Source organism: Duncaniella sp. C9, from assembly GCF_004803935.1.
Taxonomy (GTDB): domain Bacteria; phylum Bacteroidota; class Bacteroidia; order Bacteroidales; family Muribaculaceae; genus Duncaniella; species Duncaniella muris.
This window is the reverse complement of sequence record NZ_CP039547.1, coordinates 1,468,756-1,495,431: the sequence shown is the minus strand read 5'-3', so window position 1 is coordinate 1,495,431 and position 26,676 is coordinate 1,468,756. Positions and strand designations below refer to the sequence as shown.

The following is a 26,676-nucleotide window of genomic DNA, read 5'->3' as shown; positions in this document are numbered from 1 at the left end:
AGCGCACATTTTTTCATATAGCGGTTTTGAACACAGCTGACAACGAACACGACCTGTTGCAGCTCATCGGCAACAACGAGCCTGCGGCTTTGAGACTGATGTATTCAAGATATATCAGACATCTCACAGCCGTATGCTCCCGCTATATCCGGAATGATGAGGACGCGAAAGATGTGTTGCAGGAAAGTTTTCTTAAAATATTCGGGTCGATTGACAGATTTGTCTACAAAGGTGAAGGCTCGCTGAAAGCGTGGGTGACAAAGATTCTTGTCAATGAGGCGCTGAAATTCATCAGCCGGTCCGGGCGCCTTGATTTCAGCCCCATTTCAGAGGAGAATGCCGACATCGGTGATGATCAGCCGGAAACCGCCGACATCCCTGCGGCAATAATCCATGACTTCATACGCCAGCTGCCCGACGGCTACCGGATAGTGTTCAACCTCTATGCCATTGAGGGGAAAAGCCATCGGGAAATCGCTTCGATGCTTGGCATCAGGGAAAGCACTTCGGCCTCGCAACTCCACAGAGCCAAAGCACTGCTCGCATCAAAAATCAGAGAATACATCAACAGACGGTCTTCATGAACAACGACAACTGGTTAGACGACATACGCAACAAGATGACGGATTTCGAACTGGACGAGCCGTCAGGACTCTGGGAACGGATCGAAACGCACCGTGCCGACCGTCAGCAGATCACCCCGATAAACCGCAACGGTCACCGACGCGGCGCTGTGCTGTCATGGCTTGTGGCCGCCACTCTGCTCACCGCCATAATGCTCTCAGGCCTGCATTTCTTTAAGCCTGAAAGCAAGGTAGACATGACCGCGGCCCGACTCGCAAAAGATGTTTCCGACAACACCCTCATCAGTCCCGTCAATTCAGAGCAGAATCTTGCACAGACCTTGCCCCAAAGCATCGGCAACCGAATCAGCCGGGCCAATGCCCTGACAGCAGCCGTCTGTCAAGCATCACAGTCTTCATCCGCCGCACAGCTGACTGATGACGAACCGGCCAATCAGAATCCGGCCGGGAAAGACAATGAAAACGCTGAGAATTCAGAGACATCGCCGTCAGCAGACAATGCATGCAACCGGATAAATACGGAATATGCGGAATCAACAGTCTCTGCCTCAGACAGCCATAATGTTCGGGAAAGGGTCTCCGTAGGCATATTCACCTCAGGCTCGATCGGTAACGGAATGTCAGGACCGTCAAACAACAGCGGCAATAAATCACTTAGCGGTCTTATGTCAGACCCTACCAAGAATCCTGATGACGGGCCCGTAGTGCAATCACAAGCACCCGAATCCGGCAGTTCGAATACACGCAATTCCAAAATGCAGCACCACCAGCCGATCCGTGTCGGGCTGACCGTAGCCTACCCTATTTCTACACGCCTGAGTCTGGAAAGCGGCCTGACATACTCAAGGCTCCGCTCTGATGTGGACGCTACAGAGGCAAACATCAGTTTCTCCGGCGAACAGACTCTTCACTACATTGGCATTCCGTTGAATCTGAAGTGCCGCCTCGCATCAGTGAATCGGCTTGAATTCTACGCCTCGGCTGGCATACTTGCCGAAAAATGCGTTGTCGGCAAACTCTCCGGCCATAAATTTATCAACGACCAGGCTGGAGCTGAAGAAAACACCGATATCCACGAAAAAAGGCTGCAATGGTCACTCAACGCGGCAGCCGGAGCACAGCTGTCAATAACTCCTGATCTCGGCATCTTCATAGAGCCCGGCATAAGCTATTATCCCGACAACGGCTCCGACATCTCTTCGATCTACAAAGACCGTCCTTTGAATTTCAATCTGAATCTCGGTCTAAGACTCACCCTTGGAAAATAGCAGCCTCTCCCGAAAGCAAATCCTCAAGAAGCCGGGAAGACGGGTGCCGGATGGCAGCTCCCCCGAAAGAGTGTGATAATGCGGAGACAGCTCATCCAGGGCGGTAAACCGGAATACGCTATTCCAAAATATTTCACACTCGGATCGTTTTTAACGTTTCAACCTGGCTTTACAGCTGATCCTTTATTGATCCTTTATAAGCAGAAGAGGCTGTCGTTCTCGACAGCCTCTCTGTAAAAAATGTGATAAATTCGGGTCAAGCCGAAAGCACGGTGCATGAATTTTGAGAAAAGTGTTAAATTTGTGGCATGAAAACCGCAGATGCAATATGGATGTGCCTGCCCGAGGGCATGGACGAACTATTTGAAATGGTGCGCTTCGAGCGCACGGAACAGTCCTATGACATATGGCTTGACGAAAAGAAGAAACTGTCTGATGAAGACTATCGTAATCCAAATATCGTAGCGCGAGGCTATACGGATTATGTAACAATACAGGACTATCCGATGCGTGGACGGCCTGTATTTCTTCACATGCGCAAGAACAAGTGGTGGGACAGGCAGACCAACGAAATCTTCAGCTACAATCTCGAACTTCCCAACGAGGAAGGAACACGACTCAGCGCCGAGTTCGTGGCTTTTTTAAAAGACGAAGGTGGAGACGACAGCCCTGTCGATTAAACAGATAGCGCAGATGTACTGCGTCAACGGCAAACATTTTGCCGACTTGTACCGCAATAAGATAAGCGGTTACGCCGACTGGTGCGAACAGGAGCTTGGCTGTGGGTTCTATTTCAACGCCGATAATATCGGCCCTTACATGAGTCTTGATGAGACGTGTCTGAGCAACGGGGAGGTATGGACGTTCCTGACCAACAAGGACGGCCACGGAGGCAAGGGAACACTTGCGGCAGCCATTCCCGGAACAAAGAGTGACGAAATTATATCCATACTCATCGGAGCTATGGAGAAATCAATCAGACGCAGGGTCAAGGAAGTGACCTGCGATCTCTCGCCATCAATGATGCTCATAGCCGCAGAAGTGTTCTATAACGCCCATGTAGTCAACGACCGTTTTCATGTCCAACAGGTCTATAATGAGGCCGTTGACGAAATCCGCATTGACATTCGCCGACAGCTCATCGCAGAGGAAAACAACCGCAACAAGTCCGAACCGCCGGTAACGTACTCCAACGGAGAGACCATGCGCCAGATACTGGCTCGCAGCAAACACACTCTGATGATGTCGCAGAACAAATGGACTGACATACAGCGCCATCGTGTCAACATACTGTTCAAATACTATCCAATATTGAAGGCTGCATACAGCCTTGCGATGGAGCTGCGCAAGATTTTCAACGCTAAAATCTCACCGACAAAAGCCATGGGGAGGATGAACAAGTGGTATGAAAAGGTAATGGCATTGGGTAACAACAACTTCCGCTCGGTAATCAAAACATTCAAGAACCACGCCCCAACAATCCTGAACTATTTCCGTCGTCGTGCGACCAATGCCTCTGCCGAGGCATTCAACTCTAAAGTCAAAATATTTCGCTCACAAATGCGTGGTGTCCGGGACCGCGACTTCTTCATCTTCCGATTAGTCAAACTCTACGCCTAAAAATTTAACACTTCTAATTGCCCAATTTAACATATGCACCGTGCTTTCGGCTTGAGCCATAAATTCTTGGTTTTGTCTACTAAAAAACTATTTTGCAACCGTAAATTTTCGTGCTTCGGTATTGATTTTATATCTTTGAGGCTTCAAGCTTTAGTGAGAGAATGAAGCTCTGTTTGTTTCACGATACAAAGTTAAGATAGCCATATTACAATCCTGTTACAATCACAACACAATTTTGTTACATCATCGAATTTAACCTTTATTTTATAAATTTAATTCGGATTTTCACATACTCGCAATAAAATCTCGTCACCATCTGTCACGATTAGAACAGCCTGCAATGCAACAAGTGAGAGCATCAAACCAAAGTCACGCTCAAAATGTTTGGGTAGATGAGAGAAATTTGGTAATTTCGCAGTCTGATTGTGACGGCTTTTGCTGTCTGAAAAGACAGTCCGGATTTCCGTCAAGAAAACCATCTGACAATTTTTACTGAGATGAGCAAAAAACTACTTGAAGTCCGCAATCTCCACGCCAAGGTGGAGGACAAAGAGATATTACGTGGTCTTAACCTTACGGTAAACGAAGGTGAAGTACATGCCATAATGGGGCCTAACGGCTCCGGCAAAAGCACCATGTCAGGTGTGCTGGCAGGTAACCCTGCCTATACTGTCACCGAAGGCGAGGCTTATCTGCATGGAGTCAATCTGCTGGAGCTTTCGCCCGAAGACCGCAGCCATGAAGGCTTGTTTCTGTCTTTCCAGTATCCGGTAGAAATCCCCGGAGTCTCAATGGTCAACTTCATGCGCGCGGCAGTCAATGCCAAACGCAAATATCTCAATGACGCTCCCCTCTCGGCCAGTGACTTCCTGAAGATGATGCGCCAGAAACGCGCCATAGTTGAGCTTGACAACAAACTGGCTTCACGCTCTGTCAACGAAGGCTTCTCAGGCGGCGAGAAAAAGCGCAACGAGATCTTCCAGATGGCCGTGCTCGAACCACGTCTGGCAATCCTTGACGAAACAGACTCAGGCCTTGACATCGACGCCCTGCGCATCGTGGCCGGAGGCGTTAACAAGCTCAAGACCGACAAGAACGCGACCATCGTAATCACCCACTACCAGCGTCTGCTCGACTATATCAAGCCTGATTTCGTACACATTCTTTATAAAGGGCGCATCGTCAAGACCGGCGGTCCTGAACTGGCTCTCGAACTTGAAGAAAAGGGCTACGACTGGATTAAAGAGGAGAACGACATATGAGCAATTCCCTCACCCAATACATCAGTCTGTTTGAAGAAAACAGAGATCTGATCTGCGGCAACTCGGCGCCGGCGCTTAACGCTCCGCGCAGCGAGGCTCTCGACATAGTCAGATCATCACGCCTCCCCGACAAGAATACCGAGGGGTTTGAAAAGACTTCAATAGAAGAGATGTTTGCCCCCGACTATGGCGTGAACATCTCGCGTGTCAACATTCCGGTCGATGTGGCGGCCAGTTTTCGCTGCGATGTCCCCTCGCTCTCTACTCTGCTTGCTTTCGTCATAAACGATTCGTTTCATCCAACATCGAAGCTCGAATCAAAGCTGCCGGAGGGAGTAATCTTCGGATCTCTCAAACGCATCGCTGAGGAAAAACCATCACTGATAGAGAAATATTACAACACTGTGGCTCCGGCAGAGAATCCGTCTGTTGCACTCAACACCCTCCTCGCCCAGGACGGAGTGATGATCTACGTGCCCAAAGGGGTGCGCGTCGAACGGCCTCTGCAGCTGGTCAACGTGTTCTCTTCGCCGGTTCCCCTCGCCGCATTCCGCCGCATACTCATAGTATTGGAAGAAGGTGCCGAACTGCAGCTGCTTGTCTGCGACCACACCCAAAACCGCGACAAATCATATCTTGCAGCCCAGGTTTCGGAAGTGATTCTCGGCGAAGGTTCGCGTCTTGAAGTTTGTTCCATCGAGGAATCGTCAGAAAAGACATCACGCTACTCCCGCCTCTTCGTACGTCAGGAAAGCGGATCGCATTTCTCGTTCAACTCCACTACCCTCACCTGCGGCACCACCAGAAACGACTTTTCGGTCTCGCTGCTCGGCGAACACTGCGAGACTATGCTGGCCGGCATGGTGATCGGCTCAGGAAAGATGCACGTCGACAACGATTCCGACATCCGCCACATGGCCCCGCGCTGCCACAGCAACCAGCTGTTCAAATATGTCCTCGACGAAGAATCAAAAGGCGCATTCGAAGGCAGCATTTTCGTTGCCCCAGGAGCCCGATTCACCGAAGCTTATCAGAGCAACCGCAACATTCTGGCATCGACCACAGCCAAAATGCACTGCAAACCGCAGCTTGAGATCTACAATGATGATGTGAAGTGCTCTCACGGCGCTACTACAGGCCAGCTCGACACTGATGCGCTTTTCTACATGCGCTCACGCGGCATTCCCGAAAGCGAAGCCCGGACCATGCTCATGCAGGCATTCATGGTCGATGTCATCGACACAGTCCATATCAGCGGACTGCGCGAACGTCTGCTCCATCTTGTAGACCGCCGTTTTTCCGGAACACTCGGCGACTGCGCCGGCTGCCGGTCGAAAGAATGCTGATCAGCAGCCGCTGACAGCTCCGACTCAATTTCCTCTTACGAAATACACCCCACACTCCAACCATAACTGCAACCTCTATGCTTGACATTGAAAAGATACGTGCCGACTATCCGATTCTCGACCGCAAGATCTACGGCCGTCCGCTTGTCTATTTAGACAATACCGCCACTTCACAGACTCCTGACGAAGTGGTGAAGTCTGTTCTGTCAGGCTATACGCAGACCAAGGCCAACGTTCACCGCGGAGTGCACACTCTCTCGATGGAAGCCACCGAGCTTCAGGAGGCAGCCCGCCGCAAAGTCATGGAGTTTATCAACGCACCTTCTGCCGAAGAGATTATCTTCACCCGCGGAACCACTGAGGCCATCAATCTCGTGGCGGCTTCTTACGGAGGCGCCTTTTTCAAAGACGGCGATGAGATAATACTCTCCGTGATGGAACACCACTCCAACATTGTGCCCTGGCAGTTGCTACAGAGAAGAACAGATCTGAAAATCCGTGTCATCCCCGCCAAGGCTGACGGATCGCTTGACATGGATATCTATAGGTCGCTCTTCAACGAGCGCACCCGTTTCGTCAGTGTCTGCCATGCGTCAAACGTGCTCGGCACTGTCAACCCGATAAAAGAGATTGTGGCCGAGGCCCACAGCCACGGAGTTCCGGTGCTGATTGACGGCGCTCAGGCGGCACCCCACATGAAAATTGACGTTCAGGATCTTGATGCCGACTTCTACGCATTCTCGGCCCACAAGATGTATGGCCCGGCCGGAGTCGGAGTGCTTTTCGGCAGACGCGAGCTGCTTGAGAAAATGCCACCCTATCAGGGCGGCGGCGAGATGATCGAGAGCGTAAGCTTCGAGAAGACCACTTTTGCAGAACTGCCCTACAAGTTTGAAGCCGGGACTCCTGACTTCATCGGCATTGCCGCGCTTCACAAGGCTATCGACTACATGGAAAGCATAGGTATCGAAGCTATTGCCGCGCATGAGCACGAACTGCTCGAATATACCACCCGCCGCATGACGGAAGAGATCCCCGGCATACGGATCTTCGGCACCGCCCCCGGCAAGTGTGCTATCATTTCTTTTCTCGTAGGCAACGAGCACCACTACGACATGGGGATGCTGCTTGACAAGCTCGGCATAGCAGTGCGCACCGGCCATCACTGCGCCCAGCCGCTGATGACGGCTCTCGGCATCGAAGGCACCGTACGTGCATCGTTTGCCGTCTACAATACAATAGAGGAGTGTGACCGCTTCCTTGCGGCCCTCAGCCGTGTCAGCGAAATGCTGCGGTAAAGAGCGAACCGAAAGAAAAAACTATAAGGCAAAAAGCACTCTGGCAAACAACCATGTCAGCCTATGGAAAAGGCGGTTGTGCCAATAGATCAATCTCAGCCGCCATGCTGACGGGTTTCCGTCAAGCACCTGCGCCTTTAGCATCTCAGCCAGGTCAGGCCTGCCTTCACAGAAATATTGCGCCGCAAGGATCATACGCCTGCAGTCGAGCCATTTAATCAGATCAGACCGGCCGGAAGTAATGAAATACCGTTCCATGCAGTCAAGCGTTTTTTCCCATTGCCCGGCTTTTGAGCTGAAAGAAACTCCGGTGATCGAATCGGCTTGCTGATGGACTATTACCGAGGGTTTTCCCGGCAAATGAAAGATACGATCTGAGGCAAGCAGCAGGCGTGCGCCGAGTTCAAAATCATTCCACACGAAAAGATCTTCATTCCACCCGCCCACACGTCGGACAAGCGATGTGCGGACCACAACGCGCTGTGTCGACATACAGCCTCTGAAAAGATGATTGAAAACAGGGCTGCGGGATGTAAAATAAGCCTCATGCCTCTGTCCGGCGATATTGACAAGCGAAGCTGTACGCCCGAAGATATCAATGTCTGGATGCCGGGAGATCGCTTTGCTAAAATCAGCCACATGTGATGGTGACATTTCATCATCAGAGTCGAAAAACATCACGAATTCCGTCTCTACGTCCTCCAGCCCGCGGTTACGCGCCGCGCAGGCTCCAAGCCGGGACTCCTCGCATATCACACACTCAAAGCCATGCTCCCGGCGACTCCATTCACAGACAATCTCAAGAGAATCGTCAGTCGAGCCATTGTCAACCACAATGACTCTTTCTGGCTTCACATTCTGGGCATCAATCGAGCGCAAGGTCCGCACTATGGTATGGGCGCGGTTATAGATCGGAATGACTATTGTTATATGTGACATGACACACAGTCCTCTTTGGATATAAAAGTTTTCAGGAATCAAGAAACTGGCAATTTTTGCAATAACCGGGCGCTTTCCCTCTCGCCACTGCCGGCGGAAACAGCCATTCCATCTTATATACGGATTATCCGAAAGATAGGGACAGAACCGGAATCCGGGCTGATCCTCATAAGGCAAAAGGATTCATTTCACAAATTTACACAATTTCAACAATATTATCCGATGCTATTTCACGAATTTGCACTAAATTTGTCAGCTCTGACACCAAGAGGCTGTTTAAAAACAACCTCTAATGATAATCCACACATACAAGAAAACAACATCCATATGGAAACAGGCGATAAGATTCCCGAAGTACTCGGTCTTGACCAGGCCGGCAATGAAGTCAGAAGCTCGGATTTCGAAGGTAAAGCTCTGATCATTTATTTTTACCCGAAAGACAATACCCCCGGCTGCACGGCTGAGGCATGTTCGCTCAGAGATTTCAACAGCGAACTGGAGACCAAAGGCTACACCACCATCGGCATCAGCAAGGATTCCGTAGCAAGCCACGCCAAGTTTGCCGACAAGTATTCACTGCCATTCATACTGCTTTCTGATCCGACCACTGAGGTAAACCAGTCATTCGGCGTATGGCAGAAAAAGAAAATGGCCGGACGCGAGTATATGGGCACCGTCCGAACAACTTTCGTGACCGACACAGACCACCGCATCACCCACATCATCACCAAGGTCGACACCAAAAAAGCCGGCGAACAGCTGTTGGAGCTCCTGGCAGATGCCGGACAGTGAGGCTATAACGACAGATGAAGTATCGGATAGGGCCTTCCGGCCTCATCGGTATCATCCCTGCTCTTGATTTTGAATCCGTTTGCTCTGTAGAAAGCGAGAGCAGACGGATTACACCGAGTCTGAAATTATTCAGGATTTCTTACAAATGGACGAAGAAGAATTCTATACTGTGGTTCAAATATGCGATGCCCTGAAGAAGACCGATGTAGATATTTCAGAATTATTACTGTCCGCTAAACCATAAAAGGGTGAGTCCAACTTCTTGAACAGCAGAAGTTGGGCTTACTTTTTGTATTTGACAAGCCCCCTCAGCAGTTTTCGGGATCTTCAGGAGGGGATTCCGAGGCCTCTGCGAGCATGATTTTCAAGTCAGCGTCGGGCTGATTTAGGAACTTTTCGAGATTCAGATAATACATCAGTACAATTCTGACGATTGTAGCCAGTCCAGAAAAGCTCCAACGCCTTTGCAAGGTGCTTTGTAAGACCGAGAGCAACAGATTAGCTATGAGCGTTACCCAAATCTGTATTTTTATGGCATTGGCACTTTCGCCATAGAAGTATCGCAAAGGGAAGTTCTGCTTTATCTGCTTGAAAAGCGACTCAATCTGCCATCGGCGACGGTAGATGGCCACGATTGTCTCCAGAGGCATGTCGAAGTCATTGGTGAGAAGCGATATAAGTTTTGGCTTCTTGCCTTTCTTAATGTCAACGTATGTGATTATTCTTGCAATGTGGTTGATGCCGTCTTTACGGAACACTACGACCTGTTCACGGTACTCCATCAGTCCCTGTGGATTCTGGTGCATACAGTCCACAAGTATTTCATAACTGAGGTTTTTCTTCATTTTGGTTACATATACCACCCCTCGATCCGTCAGTTCCTCGAATTTGGCATAGTTGATATATGCACGGTCAAGTGCTACTATCTCGTTGTGGCTGTAATGGCTCGGTGCAAGCATGAAGGAGTCATTGGTCGCTGCCGAAGTGAACTGCACGTCGCAGTGAACGCCCTCATTGGCATGTATGACCGAGTGTACCTTGATGCCGCCTTTCTTCTTTCCCGTCTTCGGATGACGGCCAACACCCTTGAAAATAGCATTGGAGAACAACGTGATTGTAGTGGAATCGATGATTCTAAGCCGTCTTATCCACTCTTCCGTGCCATTGCGTCGGCTGTCCGAGGAAAGAATGTCTTTATTGGCTGCATACAAGTCGCGGTATACATCTTCAAAGAACTTCTCTGAACGTCTGGCATTTGCATCCGACAAGGTGCTCCGCCTGGGCACAGTGTCAATGCCTACATGATGGAGTTTGCGTACCTCGGCTGTCATAGAAGTCTCTATCTCACGCAATGAATCGAAGCGCTGTATGACAGCATATAGCATCGTAAGCAAATGCGTATAGCCGTCAAAGCTCTTGACATACTTCTCTCCGCCGTGTTTTCGGCTGATTTCAACTATTTTTTCACGATCAAGTGATTTTATCAGCTGACCATATGTCGGCTGTCCGAAGAAATTACTACTTTTACTCATGGTTATTTAAGATAGTTTGGCGACATCAAAATAACCATTTAGGGCTGACTCCTGCAATAGGTGCCAGCCCTAATTTTTCAATCGCTCAAAAAAAGTTTAGCGGACAGTAATATTTCAGAATAAACAAATTTTGACAGCATAAAATCAAAAAAATGCCGGCCTGAACTGAATCAGACCGGCATTGATTTTATTTGTATGCTGTCAAGCTACACCATTAAGCCTGGGGCATTTTGGTGCGCTTGCCGTAGCCATACTGAGCAGCGTCGCCGAGTTCTTCCTGAATACGGAGGAGCTGGTTGTACTTGGCCATACGGTCAGAACGGCTTGCAGAACCGGTCTTGATCTGTCCGGCGTTGGTAGCAACTGCGATGTCAGCGATAGTGGCATCTTCAGTTTCACCTGAACGGTGAGAGATAACTGCGGTGTAGCCGTTGCGCTGTGCGAGTTCTACGGCGCGGAGGGTTTCGGTGAGTGAACCGATCTGGTTAACCTTCACGAGGATAGAGTTAGCGCAGCCGAGTTCGATACCCTTTTCGAGATACTTGACGTTGGTAACGAAGAGGTCGTCGCCTACGAGCTGGCAACGGTCGCCGATAAGATCGGTGAGGATCTTCCAGCCTTCCCAGTCGCCTTCTGCCATACCGTCTTCGATTGAGTCGATAGGATATTTCTCAACGAGGCCCTTGAGGTATTCAGCCTGCTGTGCTGAAGTATATTTGGGAGCGTCGGCACCCTGCTTCCAGGTGTAGTCGTAAACGCCGTCCTTGTAGAATTCAGAAGAAGCAACGTCGAGACCGATGGTCACGTCCTTGCCGGGAACATAGCCGGCAGTTTCGATAGCCTTGATGATAACGTTGAGAGCGTCTTCAGTTCCGTCGAGGGCGGGAGCGAAACCACCTTCGTCACCTACTGCGGTAGAGAGACCGCGGTCATGGAGAACTTTCTTGAGGCTGTGGAACACTTCAGTGCCCATGCGGATACCTTCCTTGAAGCAGCATGCGCCGATGGGGCGGATCATGAATTCCTGGAAGCAGATGGGAGCGTCAGAGTGAGCGCCACCGTTGATGATGTTCATCATGGGAACGGGGAGCACGTAGCTGTTGCAGCCACCGATATATTTGTAGAGGGGAAGGTCGAGATAATCGGCAGCAGCCTTAGCAACTGCGAGAGACACGCCGAGGATAGCGTTTGCGCCGAGATTTGACTTGGTGTCAGTGCCGTCGAGAGCGATCATAGCCTCGTCGATCTTGATCTGGTCAAGAGCGCTCATGCCGCGGAGTGCGTCAGCGATAGGACCGTTCACGTTGGCCACAGCCTTCTGAACGCCTTTGCCGAGGTAGCGGTTCTTGTCACCGTCACGGAGCTCAAGAGCTTCGTTTACGCCGGTAGATGCACCGGAGGGAACAGAAGCGCGGCCACGTGCGCCTGATTCGAGGATTACGTCTACTTCAACGGTAGGATTGCCACGTGAGTCAAGGACTTCACGACCGATAATTTTTTCAATTTTCATAGTCTATATAATAATTATAGTTGAGTTTTTTTACCTTATGCCTTTGGATGCGAACTGATGATAGTCTCCTGTAAAAATGCGCAGCAAATTTACAAAATATCAATGCGCTTTGCAATAAGTCAATGATTAAATTTTACTTTATTATCTTACTATTTATTCATTAAAACGCGCATCTGATCAGTATTCGTCCCAGCTCTTGATCTCGATTTCGTCGAGCGGATGGGTGGTGAACGCATCGATATAAGCCGAGGCAAGACGGGCGTTGGTCATCAGCGGAATGTTAAGGTCAATGGCCGCACGGCGGATCTTGTAGCCGTTGGTAAGCTCTGTGGTCGAGAAATTCTTCGGAATATTCACCACCATGTCAACCTTGTGGTCATGGAGCAGTTCGATGGCCTGGGGCTGCATGTCGGGCTGTGACGGCCAGTAGACACGGATAGCGGGTATGCCGTTGTCATTAAGATAGGCATGGGTGCCTCCGGTGGCATAAATTGTATAGCCGCGGTTGGCAAGCTCATGGGCTGCGTCGAGAAGATCGGCCTTCTGCTTGGCTGTGCCGGTAGACATGAGGACGGCCTTGGCTGGAATACGGTTGCCCACTGAGACCATAGCCTTGATCAGGGCTTCAGCAGAGTCGGTGCCGATACAGCCTACCTCGCCGGTAGAGGCCATGTCGACGCCAAGCACAGGGTCGGCTCCCTGCAGACGCGAGAAGCTGAACTGTGAGGCCTTGATGCCCACATAGTCAAGATCAAATGCGTTTTTAGAGGGTTTCTCCACGGGCAGGCCGAGCATCACGCGGGTGGCAAGGTCAATGAAGTTGATCTTCAGAACCTTTGAAACGAACGGGAAGCTTCGCGAAGCACGGAGGTTACATTCGATTACCTTAATATCATTGTTCTTTGCAAGGAACTGAATGTTGAACGGGCCTGAGATCTCAAGAGCCTTGGCTATCTGGCGCGAGATCTTGCGGATGCGGCGCATGGTCTCTACATAGAGTTTCTGCGGCGGGAACTGGATTGTTGCGTCGCCGGAATGCACGCCGGCATATTCGATGTGTTCGGAGATCGCATAGGCCACGATCTCGCCGTTCTGGGCCACGGCGTCCATCTCGATCTCTTTGGCTGATGAGATGAACTGCGAGACCACAACGGGATGCTGCTTTGAGACGTTGGCTGCCAGGCGCAGGAAGCGTGTGAGCTGTTCCTGATTGTGACAGACGTTCATCGCCGCACCTGAAAGCACGTAGCTCGGACGGACGAGCACCGGGAAGCCTACTTCATCAATGAATTCGTTGATGTCATCCATGCTTGTAAGCTCGCGCCAGCGCGGCTGGTCGATTCCGAGGCGGTCAAGCATGGCCGAGAACTTGTTGCGGTCTTCGGCATTGTCGATGCTGCGGGCTGTGGTGCCGAGTATGTTGATGTTCTGTGCGTCAAGACGAGTTGCGAGGTTGTTGGGGATCTGGCCGCCTACGGAAAGAATTGTGCCGTGGGGCTGTTCAAGATCCAGAATGTCCATCACACGCTCGAAAGTCAGTTCGTCGAAATAGAGACGGTCGCAGATGTCATAGTCAGTGGAGACTGTCTCAGGATTGTAGTTGATCATCACCGAGCGCCAGCCTTCTTTCTTGACAGTCAGAAGGGCGTTGACAGAGCACCAGTCAAATTCCACTGACGAACCGATGCGGTAGGCTCCGGAACCGAGCACTACTATCGAGCGGTGGTCGTGGAGATACTGGACGTCGTTTTCACGGCCGTTGTAGGTCAGATAGAGATAGTTGGTCTGAGCGGGATATTCAGCGGCAAGGGTGTCGATCTGCTTGACAACCGGGAGAATTCCGAGCTGCTTGCGGCGGTCACGCACCTGAAGGAGCGCTTTCTCAGGCTCTGTGAGGTTTTCCTGATAGATCTCACGTGCGATCTGGAAGTCACTGAAGCCCTGTTCCTTGGCCTGACGCAGCAGTGCTTCGGGTATTGCTTCGAGGTCATTGAACTCACGCAGCTCGCTTGCAGTGTTGATGATGTTCTGAAGTTTATAAAGGAACCACTTGTCGATTTTGGTCAGTTCGTGAATGCGGTCCACGGTGTAGCCTTTAAACAGAGCCTGGGCTATGGCGAAGATGCGCTTGTCAGTCGGTTCCTTGAGGGCATGTTCGAGTTCCGGAAGATCACGCTGGTTGTTGCCGACAAAGCCGTGCATACCCTGCCCGATCATTCGAAGGCCTTTCTGAATGACTTCCTCGAAGGTGCGGCCGATGGCCATAACCTCGCCTACTGACTTCATCGAAGAGCCGATCTCGCGGCGGACACCGTGGAACTTGCCGAGGTCCCAGCGGGGGATCTTGCAGACAATATAGTCAAGAGCCGGTTCGAAAAATGCGGAGGTCTCCTTGGTGACAGAGTTCTTAAGGTCAAAGAGTCCGTAACCGAGACCGAGTTTTGCGGCGACAAATGCCAGCGGATAACCGGTGGCTTTCGATGCGAGAGCCGACGAACGGCTCAGACGCGCGTTGACTTCAATGACACGGTAGTCCATTGAGGTCGGGTCAAACGCATACTGAACGTTACATTCGCCGACGATGCCTATATGGCGTATGATCTTGATGGCAAGCTTTCGCAGCCAGTGATAGTCTTCGTTTGAAAGTGTCTGCGAGGGTGCCACAACGATCGACTCTCCGGTGTGGATGCCCAGCGGGTCGAAGTTTTCCATGTTGCAGACAGTGATGCAGTTGTCAAAACGGTCGCGCACCACTTCATATTCCACTTCCTTCCAGCCTTTGAGCGACTTTTCCACAAGGACCTGCGGAGAGAATGCGAGGGCTTTCTCAACGAGAGCCACGAGTTCTTCCTCATTGTCACAGAAACCGCTGCCGAGGCCGCCGAGGGCATAGGCTGCACGGACAATCACAGGATAGCCGAGGGCCTCGGCAGCCACACGGGCATCGTGGATCGAGTTGACGGCCTCGCTCTTGATGGTCTTGACCTCAATCTCGTCAAGTTTCTTGACGAATAGCTCGCGGTCTTCCGTATCCATGATGGCCTGCACGGGTGTGCCGAGCACTTCCACACCATATTTTTCCAGAATGCCTGAGCGGTAAAGCTCCACACCGCAGTTGAGAGCGGTCTGACCGCCGAATGCGAGCAGAATGCCGTCAGGTTTTTCCTTACGGATCACCTTCTCTACAAAATAAGGGGTGACCGGAAGGAAGTAGATCTTGTCGGCAAAGCCGTCGGAAGTCTGGACGGTGGCGATATTCGGATTGATGAGGACAGTGGTGATCCCCTCTTCCTTCATGGCCTTGAGAGCCTGTGAACCCGAATAGTCGAATTCGCCGGCCTCGCCGATTTTCAACGCGCCGCTACCAAGCAGCAATACTTTCTTGATGTTTTCGTTACGCATGATGAAAAATAAATGAGGGGATGCTTAGAGCAGGTTGATGAATTCGTCAAACAGAAACTCTGTGTCTTTCGGTCCTGAACTTGCTTCCGGGTGGAACTGAGCCGAGAAGAATGGCTTGGTCTTGTGGCGGATGCCTTCATTGGTGCCGTCGTTCATGTTGATGAAGAGCGGTTCCCAGTCGGCGGGCAGAGTTTCGTTGTCGACAGCGAAACCGTGGTTCTGAGATGTGATGAAACATTGGTTCGAGCTGACGCGGCGCACCGGCTGGTTGTGACTGCGGTGGCCGTATTTCAGTTTATATATTTTAGCGCCTGCGGCTTTTGAGAGCAACTGGTTACCCATGCAGATGCCGCAGATCGGCTTGCCGATTTCCATAGCCTTGCGGATGAGGCCTACGGTTTCCTCTGCCATATCCGGATTGCCGGGACCGTTGGAGATGAAAAGGCCGTCATAAGGAATGGTTGTAAAATCGTAATTCCAGGGCACTCTGACCACTTTCACTCCTCGGCGTGTCAGACAGCGGATGATGTTGTGCTTGACACCGCAGTCAACCAGAACCACGGTCTTTTCACCAGCGCCGTGATATTCCACCTCACGGCAGCTGACCTTGCCTACAAGATTTTCACGGTTAGGGTCATAAAAATCGACATCGTCACATCCGTCAATCACAATCTTGCCGAGCATTGAGCCGTGTTCACGGAGATGCTTGGTCAGCTGACGGGTGTCGATGCCGTATATACCGGGAATTTTTTCCTCCTTAAGCCATTGAGCCAACGAACGGTCGGCCTGCCAGTGGGAATGATCATAGGAATAATCCTGGGCCACAATGGCGCGGCAATGGATATGATCACTTTCGTAATATTCACTGACGTCGTCTCTCTCCCGACGCGGGGGAACGCCGTAGTTACCGAGAATCGGATAAGTGGTCACGAGGATCTGTCCTTCGTAGGAGGGGTCGGTCAGACTCTCCGGATAACCGGTCATAGCGGTGTTAAACACAACTTCACCGGAGGTCGAAGCCTCATAGCCGAAGGATTTCCCCTCAAAGGTTGTGCCGTCTTCAAGAATCAGGACGGCGCGCTTAAACTGTCGCATGGGGTGGATGAATTATGTAGTTACTTCGGGGTGCACTGTAACCCGTCTGCAAAGTTACGATTTTTTTAGCACATTATCAGTGGGAGCTGAAGATTTATTGCAAATTTCAGCTCTTTTTACAAACTCTTTTCACTGTCAGGATGGTGATTTCTCACCGGACGCGGTCGGCTTTGCGGACTCCCTGTATTTTCAACACTCTCTTGCAGAGTTCCTCGACAGCCAGCGTGTCACTGACGAGAACTCCGAGATCGCAGTTGAACACTTCTTTTTCCGCTTCGATGTTGAGACGCCTGATGTCGATATTGAGCGCGGTAGAGATCATGCCGGTCAGTTCCTGCAGAATTCCGTGGCGGTCAATGCCTTCTATCCTTATGTTTGCGAGGAAGTGTCCGGCCACTTTGTCCCAGCGGGTGGCTACGATACGCGGCCCGAAACTTGCTTTCAGCACCTGGGCGCGCGGGCAGGTCAGTGCGTGGACCTCGACTTCGCCGTCATCGTTGATAAAGCCCATCACCTCATCACCGGGTATCGGGCGACAGCAGTCGGCAAAGGAGAAGTTACGTTCTTTTTCATTGAATTTAAGCACATAGGTCTCCTTTGTGTTGATTTTGGCTTTTCCCGATTCTTTTTCTGGGACATCTGCAGCCGCAAGCAGCTTGCGCGCGCGGTCGGCTTTCTTGTCACCGCCGAAACCGAGCCTGAACAGACGGCTCACAAGCGATCTGGCACCACGCGAGGTGTTGACGTTCAGATAGTCGTCAATCGAAATCTCTCCGTTTCCGAGTTTTAGGAATAGTTCCTCGCGCGACTGCACATGATAGGTTCCAAGAATCTTGGTCATGACACTGTTGTTCAGAATGATGTCATTCTGGACAAGGAAGTCGTCAAATATCTCCTTGCCTTTTTCTATATATGGCTGCTGGACTTTCCTCAGCTCCTTGCGCAGACGAGTCTTGGCCTTCGCCGACATCAGAAAGTTCATCCACTCCTCTTTGGGCTTCTGTGACTGCGAGGTAAGCACCTCGACTTGGTCGCCGGAGTTGAGTTTCTGGGAAAGAGGCACAAGTTTGTGATTGACTTTTCCTGCTATGCAGTGCATTCCAAGCTCGGAGTGAAGCGAGAAGGCGACGTCAAGCACCGTTGCTCCGGCCGGAAGAGTCAGCAGTTCGCCCTTGGGCGTAAAGACCACTATCTCGGTAGCGAAAAGATTGAGTTTAAGAGTGTCAAGAAAGTCTATTGCACTCGGTGTCGGATCATCGAGAATGTCTTTGATTGTTTTGAGCCAGACATTAAGTTCGCTCTCCTCTTCATGCTCGCCGATCTTGTATTTCCAGTGAGCGGCAAAGCCCTTCTCGGCAATTTCGTCCATGCGCCGGCTGCGTATCTGCACTTCGATCCAGTTGCCGTCAGGCCCCATTAGGGTGACGTGAAGAGCCTGATAGCCGTTGGCTTTGGGATTGGCGATCCAGTCACGGGTGCGCTCCGGGTGCGGCCGATAGAGGTCTGTCAGTGCCACATAGATGCGATAGCACATCTCTTTCTCCGACACTCCCTCAGGCGTATCGAATATAATACGCATGGCGTAAAGGTCATAGACTTCCTCGAAGGGAATATGCTTGGTGTCCATCTTGCGCCAGATCGAGTAGACTGATTTCAGACGGGCCTTGGCCTCATAACTGAGCCCCATAGCATCAAGACGTTTCAGAATCGGGCTGGCAAAATCGTTATAGACCATCTCTCGTCCGGCCTCGCTCTGGCGTATCAGTCCGGAGATGCGATCGTATTCCGCCGGATGCTCATATTTGAAACTCAGATCCTCCAGTTCGGTCTTTATGGCGAAGAGGCCCAGACGGTGGGCAAGCGGCGCATATATATATAAGGTCTCCCCGGCAATCTTATATTGCTTGTTGGGTGCCATTGAGCCGAGGGTGCGCATGTTGTGCAGACGGTCAGCCATCTTTATGAGCACCACTCGGATGTCCTCGCTCATTGTGAGCAGAAGCTTGCGGAAATTTTCGGCCTGGGCCGAAGCTTTGTCGCCGAAAATTCCGCCTGAGATCTTGGTGAGCCCCTCTACGATGCGGGCAATCTTACGTCCAAAATGCTGCTCGATATCCTCGACCCGATACTCAGTGTCTTCCACCACATCATGCAGCAATGCCGCGCAGATCGAGGTGGAGCCCAGACCGATTTCCTGAGAGGCTATCTTGGCCACGGCTATCGGGTGGAGAATATAAGGCTCGCCTGATCGACGACGCACTCCTTTGTGGGCCTCTTTGGCAAAACGGAAGGCCCGCTCTATTATGTCGACTTTCTTGCGATGGTTACTTGCGAGATAACCGTCAAGAAGATCTCGGAACTGCGCTTCGACGTAGCGCTCTTCTTCTTCGGGAGTGAGATTATATTCCTGCATGGTTCAGACTGGAGAGTTTAAGCAAGTGTTTGTTGTGGATAAAATGATCGGCTGGATGAAGACCGCTATCAGAGATATTTGTCGAGATAGGCAATTTTCACATCGTTGACCATCTGTTTGATGCGCTGTTCTTCTGACTTCGGGCAGATCAGGAGCACATCTCCGGCATCGGCCACGATATAGTCTTTAAGACCGTGGGCCACTACAAGTTTTTCAGAATCACGGACTGCGAAAATATTGCCGGTGCTGTCATAGGCGAGCACTTTGCAGTTCTGAGCCACGTTGTTCTGCTCGTTCTTGGGCGAGTTGTCATGAAGGGCGCTCCATGTGCCGAGATCGTTCCATCCGAAGTTGACACATTCCACATATACATTGTCAGCCTTCTCCATAACCGCATAGTCAATCGAGTTGGCAGGGAATGATGCGAAATTCTCTCGTATGAAGGCTTCCTCACGGGGGGTGCCGAAGTCTGAGGCTCCGCGGTCGAAACGGACTGTCAGATCAGAATCATGCTTGCGCAGGGCGTCTATTATGGTTGACGCGCGCCAAAGGAAGATGCCGGAATTCCAGAAAAATTCACCTGTCTCAAGGAAGACTTTAGCCAGTTCGAGATTGGGTTTCTCTGTGAAAGTCTTCACTTTCAGAATGCCTGGTTCAGCCTCCTGACCTACCTGGATGTAACCGTAGCCGGTCTCAGGGCGGACCGGTGTGATGCCGAGAGTCAGAAGAGCGTCATTTTTCTCTACAAACTCGAATCCGCGTCTGACGCAGTCTTCGAAGATATTTTCACGGGTGATCAGATGGTCACTCGGAGTCACGATCATAGAGGCTGCCGGGTCAATGGCCGCGATATGGAAAGCAGCCCAGGCGATGCACGGAGCAGTGTTGCGGCGCGCAGGTTCCAGCAATATATTTTCAGGCAGCAGATCCGGAAGCTGCTCGCGGATCAGCGGCGCATATTTTTCATTTGTTACAACGAGAATGTTTTCTTTCGGGACGATAGGCAGAATGCGGTCATATGACATCTGAAGGAGCGAACGTCCGGTGCCGAGAAAATCTATAAACTGTTTGGGGCAGTTCTCACGGGAATAAGGCCAGAATCGGCTTCCGACGCCGCCACACATTATTACACAATACCGATGTGAGTTCTGAGTTGCCATAGTGATGAAGAATGGGATTCTATTTTATTTAAATGTATAATATATATTTTTTTCGCTAAGCCATTTGAAGAGTGCCGGACCTGACTCCGCGTGACGATATAAAACCAGAAAGAAGTCCCATGACCAGCACGACAGCCGAGGTGACAAGCACATCTCCGAGACGTAGATTGCAGGGATATGTTACTATTGACATCTGTGAATGGTCTCCGCCAAGCGTTATCAGCCCGAAGTGCTGCTGCAGCAGGCAGAGAATCATGCCTGTCAGAATGCCTATCGCGCCGCCGGCCACTGCCACGAGTACACCCTGACAGAGAAAAATCCGGCGCAGCATCGACAGCGGAGCACCGAGCGAACTGAGAATCCGCAGACTCTCCTCTTTCTCTATGATGAGCATGGAGAGTGATGACAGTATATTGAATGACGCCATCAGAAGCACAAACACAAGCATGAGGAAGGTGATCCACTTTTCAATCGAGATCATACGGAACGAATGTGACTGCTGACGCAGACGGTCAGCCACAACGTAGTCAGGGCCCAGGGCGGCTGCGACTCTGCCAGCCACATCCGCGGCATCGGCCGATGGATCAATCCCAACATCAAGCGAGGAAGCCTCTGCCGAATAGTCCAAAAGCCTGCGGGCTGACGCAAGAGGCACGAAAAGCATGTCATTGTCAAGCTCGGCCTGATTTGTCTGATACACTCCACTGACCAGAAGAGTGTCTGTGCAGAACGCCGCCATCGGAAAGGCCGGATTGATGCGCCCTATGCGCCGTGGAACGGTCAGACACATCAGATGTTCGGTCGATGGCCGTGCTCCGAGCTGCATGGCTGTGCCTACGCTGAGAAGCGCACAAGGCAAAAGCCTGTCATCTGACATATCCATCTCGCCGTCTATCACAAGCGAACCGATCTCTGACACTGCGCAATAGTCTCCGGGCACTCCGACTATATTGACCGGTGTCTGCACATCACCATAGACAGCCAGAGCCTGGGCTCGGAGCACAGGCATCACTGCGGTAACTCCGGCAGTCTGTCTGACAGCTCCGGCAAGCGAATCGGCATCAGAGATCATGCGTCCGTCAGCCCGCGAGATCCTTATGTCAGGATCCACGAGTGAAAGCCTTTCGGATGCAAGATCGGAAAACCCGTTGAATACGGAGAGCACGCATATCATCGCCATTGCAGCCACAGCAATCCCCGCCATCGAGATATAGGAGATGACGTTGACGGCAGTGTGGCTTTTGCGGGCCAGAAGATAGCGTATGGCAATCCTGAGAGCGGGCATCCGGGTTGGGTAAGAAGTTTGTCTACTTGGTCAGAAGTTTGTCGATGTTGTCGATATAATCCAGAGAATCGTCAAGATAGAACGAAAGTTCCGGACATTTTCGCAACTGGAAGCGAACACGCTGCGCGAGTTCATAACGGATTGTCTTGGCGCTTTCGCGTATGCTTTCAAGCAGCTCCTGCGATTTTTCCGATGGAAAAATCGACAGATAGGCTTTGGCGACACTGAGATCCGGCGAGACACGCACTATGCTCACCGACACGAGTGTGCCGTGAGTCTTGGCTGTCTGCTGACGGAAGATTTCACTCAGTTCCTTCTGAAGGAGACGTGATATTTTTGCTTGACGTGTTGATTCCATAACAAATTCATTTTATTTCTTTAAAACACCTGCCGGGCCTCAATGTTTGAATTGACCGCACCTCTCATCCTTCGGGAGATGCGGTCAATTCAGTGTATCTGACAGGATTGACTGCGCCTGACGGCGGCTTAGTCGATGATATCGAATCCGGTGTATTTGCGCAGACATTCGGGGATAACTATGCCCTGAGGTGTCTGGTTGTTTTCAAGGATGGCTGCCATGATGCGCGGAAGGGCGAGTGCCGAACCGTTGAGCGTATGGCAGAGATGGGTTTTCTTGTCTTCCCCACGGTAGCGGCACTTGAGACGGTTTGCCTGATATGTCTCGAAATTGGATACCGACGAAACCTCAAGCCAGCGGCCCTGGGCTGCCGAATAGACTTCAAAGTCAAATGTGATGGCAGAGGTGAAGCTCATGTCGCCGCCGCAGAGACGGAGTATGTGCCAGGGCAGACCGAGAGACTCAAGCAGTCCCTGCACATGGTCTTTCATCTCTTCAAGAGCCGCATAAGAGTTTTCTGGCTTCTCGATGCGGACAATCTCTACCTTGTCGAACTGATGCAGACGGTTGAGACCGCGGACATCCTTGCCGTAGGACCCTGCCTCGCGACGGAAGCATGCCGAGTAGGCGCAGTTTTTCTTCGGGAGCTCTTCGCCGGGGATGATGACATCGCGATAGATATTGGTCACCGGCACCTCGGCGGTCGGGATCATGTAGAGTTTGTCTTCGTTGATGAAATACATCTGGCCTTCCTTGTCGGGCAGCTGCCCTGTTCCGTAGCCGGAGGCCTCGTTCACCACGTAGGGCGGCTGGATTTCAAGATATCCGGCATCGCCGGCACGGTCAAGGAAGAACTGAATGAGAGCTCGCTGCAGACGCGCGCCCTTGCCGATATAAACGGGGAAGCCGGGGCCTGTGATCTTGACTCCGAGATCGAAGTTGATGATATTGTACTTCTTGGCGAGTTCCCAGTGCGGGAGCGCATCGGCAGGAAGTTCGGGCATCGGGCCACCGGTCTTCTCCACCACATTGTCCTCTGCGGTCTTGCCTTCAGGCACTGCATCGCAAGGGATATTCGGCATACCGAGCAGAATGTCACGGATGGCATTCTCGGTCACGGCCAGACGGTCGGCCACTTCTTTCTGTGTGGCTTTGATTTCCGCTACCTTTTTCTTGGCCTCGTCAGCCTCGTTGCGACGGCCTTCTTTCATCAGACGGCCGATCGAATCGGCATACTTTTTCAGTTCGGCTGCCAGAGTGTCGTTCTGATATTGGAGAGAGCGGCGCTCGTCATCGAAATCAATAACATCGTTGACTCCCTGTTTTCCGTCAAATCCTTTGACGGCGAGGCGCGCGATAATGCGTTCGGGATCCTCTTTGATCTGCTGAAGGGTAAGCATTTTTGCTGTAATGTATGGTGAAATACTTTATTTTCAATTGTTGAGGAGTTCTCTGACTTTCGCGGAGATCACTTTTCCGTCGGCGCGTCCGGCCAGTGTTTTCGAGGCCACGCCCATGACTTTGCCCATTTCCTTTGCCGAGACAGCGCCGGTTTCGGCGATTATCTTTTTCAGTTCGGCTGTGAGTTCCTCATCAGTCAGCTGTTTGGGGAGATATTCCTCTATGACTGCGGCTTCGGCCAGTTCGTTGTCGCGAAGGTCGATGCGGTTCTGTTCGTCATATATCTGGGCTGTCTCGCGGCGCTGCTTGGCCATCTTTGCCAGAATTTTGGTTGCCTGCTCGTCTGAGAGCGATCCGTCGCCTCCTTTGGCGGTCTTGGCTTCAAGAAATTCCTTTTTTATTCCTCGGAGAGTCTCCAGACGCACCTTTTCGCGGGCAAGCATCGCACTCTTTATGTCGGCTGAGATCTTGTCAAACAAATCCATATCTTTTTCTTATTACTTTTTTAGAGCTACAAAGTTACACAGAAATTTGATTAAACAACGCAACTTCCCTGCCATTTTTCAAAATCGGCAAGGAAGTCTCGTTTTTAAGAGGGGGGGTAAATTTATAAGTAACTCTGAAAAATTAATTTAGAGGGAGTTTATAGACATAAACGACCGATGAAGAACTTGATTCTGACCGGGATAAAACCACAGAGAGTATAAAAGATCCTCCATAGGAGATACTAATGTACATTATATCGTTTAATTTTGAAGAGTTACTTATGAGAAGGATTGTCGGATGGATCAATCCGCTTCTGTATTTTTGGTGCTGCCTGCTGACGGATAGAAAATCAATCCAACCACAAGAATCACAGTCGCCGCATTGCAGATCGCCTCCTTAACCAGCGGGCTCGAAAATCCGGCAAATGCAAACGCCAAAATCCACGCCACCCACAGCGAACTATCCACAAGTTTATTCCGACTGATATCATTGTTTAAAAAGAAGAGTTTGCCGTGTGTGACCATACACAAAACCATAGAGATAACGAACAGAATGAATAATATCGCCATAGTTATCTGTATAGCCAGTGAGCTGGGCCAGGAAGACATAGTTATAATCAAAACCCATCCTAATGCGAACGATATTTTGTTGACTGTCGCCGGTGATGAAAGGTAATGCACAATCATAGACAACATTATTTTAAATTTTATAGTAGTTTTGGTTTGAATTTACTTTTCACCGGCAAAATTAGGTCCGTTTTGTGTAACACGCAAGCACATACCTCACATTGTTCATCGAACGAATACACACTGTTTATCAACCCATTAGACACGCGAACAATTTATGTTTTTTGTTCACCAGATCAGACCATGTCCTATTATCGCCTACGTAAGTCTCTAAACAACCGAACGATTTAACATAAAGATACGATTAAGTTAAAAAATCCATACACAATCCAAATAAACACGACGGATACAATACAATCATGAAAGCCTATTCAAGACCGATACAAAATCGACAAACGAACCTGTCGCTGAATTGAAACAATTTGGAATCCTCCGTATTATATTATAAATTTGTAGCAGTTCATCCTTTGGGATACCTTTGCGTTCTACAATCTAAACATTTCTTTAATGAAAAAAATACTGCTTATAATCATAGTATTTACAATATTGTCAACAACCCTTCTCAAATTAGATCTTTTGGACAGAGAAACCGCCAAAAGCCTTGATAGCGCCTGTATGCTTATGGACGAGCAGCCTGATTCCTCGCTGAATATCCTTCTATCGATCAATCCTTCAGACATAAAATCCGAATATCTGCAGGCTCAATACGCACTATATCTTACTCAAGCAAAACACTATAACCATATTAATGAAAATTCAGACTCTCTGATAAGCTTTGCGGTAGACTTTTATGACGCCAACAAGTCATCCAATCCAATTCAAAGGATGTTGGGTCACTACTATTCAGGAATAATCAACGCAAACGCGCGCAAATATTCCGATGCAATCACCGACCTCATCAAAGCCGGACAACTGGCTGAATCTCAGAATCAGTATCTATGGCTTGGACGGGCCCAATCAGAGATAGCCCGAATATACAACAAAATGTCTGCATTTTCTGAAGCTGCGGCATATGACAGTCTTGCCTGTCAGGCATTCAGAACGAGCGGAGACACTGTCAGTCTTCAACTCCAGACTTTAAAACTGGCAAACTCACTTAACAATGCCGGACGCTGCGCAGAGTCATTGACACTATTGACCGAAGTGCTCTCAGATGCTACCCGCCAAAAAGACACGGCTTCTATCCGGCAGGCACATGGTCTGATGGCCGACAGCCACTTAAAATTAAAAAACTTCTCGAAAGCGGCTGACTGTTACTACCGATACATGGAATTATCCCCCAACAAAGCAACTCCGCAGCAATACCGGTCATACATTGATGCCTTGTGGCAGTCAGGCAGACACGAGACTGCCGTCAGGCTTATAGATTCCGCCAAAATAAAATATGGCATACATGCCGAGATTCCGTTTGAGATTCTATTTGAGACCGGCAACACCAAAGAGGCATATCTGCAATTGAAGAAAGCTTTTGCTGAAACTGATTCGGTTCTTGACGAAATAACACGTCAGAAAGTTTGTAGCTCTGCTGTCGAATTTAGCAGAAACGATATTGATGTCATGGAACTCAGCTATCAGAATGATCTGATCAAACTGACAATTCTGATAATCCTTATCATCACCGGCGGCATCGGGGCAGCAGCGTTCGTGAGCCATAGCCGGAAAATTCAGAAACAGAAAGACGAGCAGATCATAGCTCTCGCTGAAGAACTGGAATCGATCTTAAACGATCGGAATCACGACAGTGCTAAATCCGAGGACGTTCACGTCCGGACAACAGCATCAGATGGAAATGAGCCACGGTTTTCGATTTCTCGGAAGCATCTTGACACAATACGTTTGCTATGCGAGACTTACTATGAATCAAACCAAAAAGAATCCATAAAAAGCAAAACCGCTCATAATGTGGAACAAGAAATCAAAAATTTCGTAAATAATCCGGATTTTCAGACTTTCCTGGAATATCTGGCTGACAGTGAAAACAATTGCATCATAAACCGCTTTCGCAGACAGATGCCTGGACTTTCCGACAAAGAGTATCAGATTTTCATTTGCTCTTCCCTGAGACTACCAGTTCCGGTAATACTGATGTTCTTCGATCTAAACCGCAACACTCTTTATACTACCCGCCGACGTATGCGTCAAAAAATCGCCGGCTCACATCCCTCTGACGAACGGGAGTTCCTGAGCTATCTTTAAGCAACTGCCTGAAGCAGTCTGAAAATATGCTGAGACAGCAAAAAAAGGGAACCGATCATTTGTTTTACACGACCGTAACCGACGAGAGTCTCACGATCTCTGA

The 26,676-nt window shown here is 50.2% G+C and carries 21 protein-coding genes; 9 read left to right on the top strand and 12 right to left on the bottom strand.

Going from position 1 to position 26,676, the window contains the following annotated elements:
• Nucleotides 1-26: 26 nt before the first annotated feature.
• From E7745_RS06100 to E7745_RS06070, 7 genes are all read left to right on the top strand, one after another.
• Nucleotides 27-584, top strand: coding sequence for an RNA polymerase sigma factor (locus E7745_RS06100; protein ID WP_240740381.1), 558 nt, complete (start codon nucleotides 27-29; stop codon nucleotides 582-584).
• Complete coding sequence (locus E7745_RS06095) at nucleotides 581-1,852, top strand: outer membrane beta-barrel protein (RefSeq protein ID WP_136408478.1); 1,272 nt, start codon at nucleotides 581-583, stop codon at nucleotides 1,850-1,852. The genes E7745_RS06100 and E7745_RS06095 overlap by 4 nt, the downstream gene beginning before the upstream one ends.
• 308 nt (nucleotides 1,853-2,160) lie before the next feature.
• Nucleotides 2,161-2,532, top strand: a complete 372-nt coding sequence (locus E7745_RS06090) for a transposase family protein (RefSeq protein ID WP_107037111.1) — start codon at nucleotides 2,161-2,163, stop codon at nucleotides 2,530-2,532.
• Nucleotides 2,507-3,472, top strand: coding sequence for a transposase (locus tag E7745_RS06085; RefSeq protein ID WP_240740261.1), 966 nt, complete (start codon nucleotides 2,507-2,509; stop codon nucleotides 3,470-3,472). The genes E7745_RS06090 and E7745_RS06085 overlap by 26 nt, the downstream gene beginning before the upstream one ends.
• 497 nt (nucleotides 3,473-3,969) lie before the next feature.
• Nucleotides 3,970-4,734, top strand: coding sequence for a Fe-S cluster assembly ATPase SufC (gene sufC, locus E7745_RS06080; protein WP_123399375.1), 765 nt, complete (start codon nucleotides 3,970-3,972; stop codon nucleotides 4,732-4,734).
• Nucleotides 4,731-6,080, top strand: a complete 1,350-nt coding sequence (sufD, locus tag E7745_RS06075) for a Fe-S cluster assembly protein SufD (protein WP_123399373.1) — start codon at nucleotides 4,731-4,733, stop codon at nucleotides 6,078-6,080. Before sufC ends, sufD begins: the two co-directional genes overlap by 4 nt.
• Before the next feature lie 77 nt (nucleotides 6,081-6,157).
• Nucleotides 6,158-7,378, top strand: a complete 1,221-nt coding sequence (locus E7745_RS06070; protein WP_123399371.1) for an aminotransferase class V-fold PLP-dependent enzyme — start codon at nucleotides 6,158-6,160, stop codon at nucleotides 7,376-7,378.
• A gap of 21 nt (nucleotides 7,379-7,399) precedes the next feature.
• Here the strand turns inward: E7745_RS06070 and E7745_RS06065 are convergent, their stop codons facing one another.
• A complete protein-coding gene (locus tag E7745_RS06065; protein WP_136408477.1) occupies nucleotides 7,400-8,317 on the bottom strand; it encodes a glycosyltransferase family A protein in 918 nt (305 codons plus the stop codon).
• Between the two features lie 321 nt (nucleotides 8,318-8,638).
• On the opposite strand from E7745_RS06065, the gene bcp reads away from it, so the two are divergent.
• Nucleotides 8,639-9,109, top strand: a complete 471-nt coding sequence (bcp, locus tag E7745_RS06060) for a thioredoxin-dependent thiol peroxidase (RefSeq protein ID WP_136409171.1) — start codon at nucleotides 8,639-8,641, stop codon at nucleotides 9,107-9,109.
• Nucleotides 9,110-9,417: 308 nt separating this feature from the next.
• On the opposite strand, the gene E7745_RS06055 is transcribed toward bcp, so the two are convergent.
• The 11 genes from E7745_RS06055 to E7745_RS06005 all read right to left on the bottom strand — a co-directional run bounded on the left by E7745_RS06055 (nucleotide 9,418) and on the right by E7745_RS06005 (nucleotide 24,320).
• Nucleotides 9,418-10,641: an IS4 family transposase gene (locus E7745_RS06055; protein ID WP_124076696.1), complete on the bottom strand. Its 1,224-nt coding sequence runs from the start codon at nucleotides 10,639-10,641 to the stop codon at nucleotides 9,418-9,420.
• Nucleotides 10,642-10,855: 214 nt separating this feature from the next.
• Nucleotides 10,856-12,151, bottom strand: coding sequence for a phosphopyruvate hydratase (gene eno / locus E7745_RS06050; protein ID WP_123399365.1), 1,296 nt, complete (start codon nucleotides 12,149-12,151; stop codon nucleotides 10,856-10,858).
• Between the two features lie 177 nt (nucleotides 12,152-12,328).
• Nucleotides 12,329-15,553: a carbamoyl-phosphate synthase (glutamine-hydrolyzing) large subunit gene (carB, locus tag E7745_RS06045; protein WP_107032306.1), complete on the bottom strand. Its 3,225-nt coding sequence runs from the start codon at nucleotides 15,551-15,553 to the stop codon at nucleotides 12,329-12,331.
• 24 nt (nucleotides 15,554-15,577) lie between these two features.
• A complete protein-coding gene (carA, locus tag E7745_RS06040; RefSeq protein ID WP_123399363.1) occupies nucleotides 15,578-16,648 on the bottom strand; it encodes a glutamine-hydrolyzing carbamoyl-phosphate synthase small subunit in 1,071 nt (356 codons plus the stop codon).
• Nucleotides 16,649-16,799: 151 nt separating this feature from the next.
• Complete coding sequence (locus E7745_RS06035) at nucleotides 16,800-19,061, bottom strand: bifunctional (p)ppGpp synthetase/guanosine-3',5'-bis(diphosphate) 3'-pyrophosphohydrolase (protein WP_107032304.1); 2,262 nt, start codon at nucleotides 19,059-19,061, stop codon at nucleotides 16,800-16,802.
• Nucleotides 19,062-19,129: 68 nt separating this feature from the next.
• On the bottom strand, nucleotides 19,130-20,221 hold the full coding sequence (locus tag E7745_RS06030; protein ID WP_123399362.1) for a mannose-1-phosphate guanylyltransferase: 1,092 nt from the start codon (nucleotides 20,219-20,221) through the stop codon (nucleotides 19,130-19,132).
• Between the two features lie 55 nt (nucleotides 20,222-20,276).
• The gene (locus E7745_RS06025; RefSeq protein WP_123399360.1) at nucleotides 20,277-21,506 is read right to left on the bottom strand and encodes an ABC transporter permease; all 1,230 of its coding nucleotides are present in this window, start codon (nucleotides 21,504-21,506) and stop codon (nucleotides 20,277-20,279) included.
• A 22-nt stretch (nucleotides 21,507-21,528) separates the two neighbouring features.
• Nucleotides 21,529-21,864, bottom strand: coding sequence for a 30S ribosome-binding factor RbfA (gene rbfA, locus E7745_RS06020; RefSeq protein ID WP_107032301.1), 336 nt, complete (start codon nucleotides 21,862-21,864; stop codon nucleotides 21,529-21,531).
• 128 nt (nucleotides 21,865-21,992) lie between these two features.
• On the bottom strand, nucleotides 21,993-23,264 hold the full coding sequence (serS, locus tag E7745_RS06015; RefSeq protein WP_123399358.1) for a serine--tRNA ligase: 1,272 nt from the start codon (nucleotides 23,262-23,264) through the stop codon (nucleotides 21,993-21,995).
• A gap of 33 nt (nucleotides 23,265-23,297) precedes the next feature.
• Entirely contained in the window at nucleotides 23,298-23,750 is a 453-nt protein-coding gene (locus tag E7745_RS06010) for a GatB/YqeY domain-containing protein (RefSeq protein ID WP_107032299.1), read from the bottom strand.
• A gap of 303 nt (nucleotides 23,751-24,053) precedes the next feature.
• A complete protein-coding gene (locus E7745_RS06005) occupies nucleotides 24,054-24,320 on the bottom strand; it encodes a hypothetical protein (RefSeq protein ID WP_124075565.1) in 267 nt (88 codons plus the stop codon).
• Between the two features lie 633 nt (nucleotides 24,321-24,953).
• Between E7745_RS06005 and E7745_RS06000 the strand changes: the two genes are divergently transcribed.
• Nucleotides 24,954-26,573: a tetratricopeptide repeat protein gene (locus E7745_RS06000; RefSeq protein ID WP_124075564.1), complete on the top strand. Its 1,620-nt coding sequence runs from the start codon at nucleotides 24,954-24,956 to the stop codon at nucleotides 26,571-26,573.
• The last annotated feature ends 103 nt before the right edge of the window (nucleotides 26,574-26,676 follow it).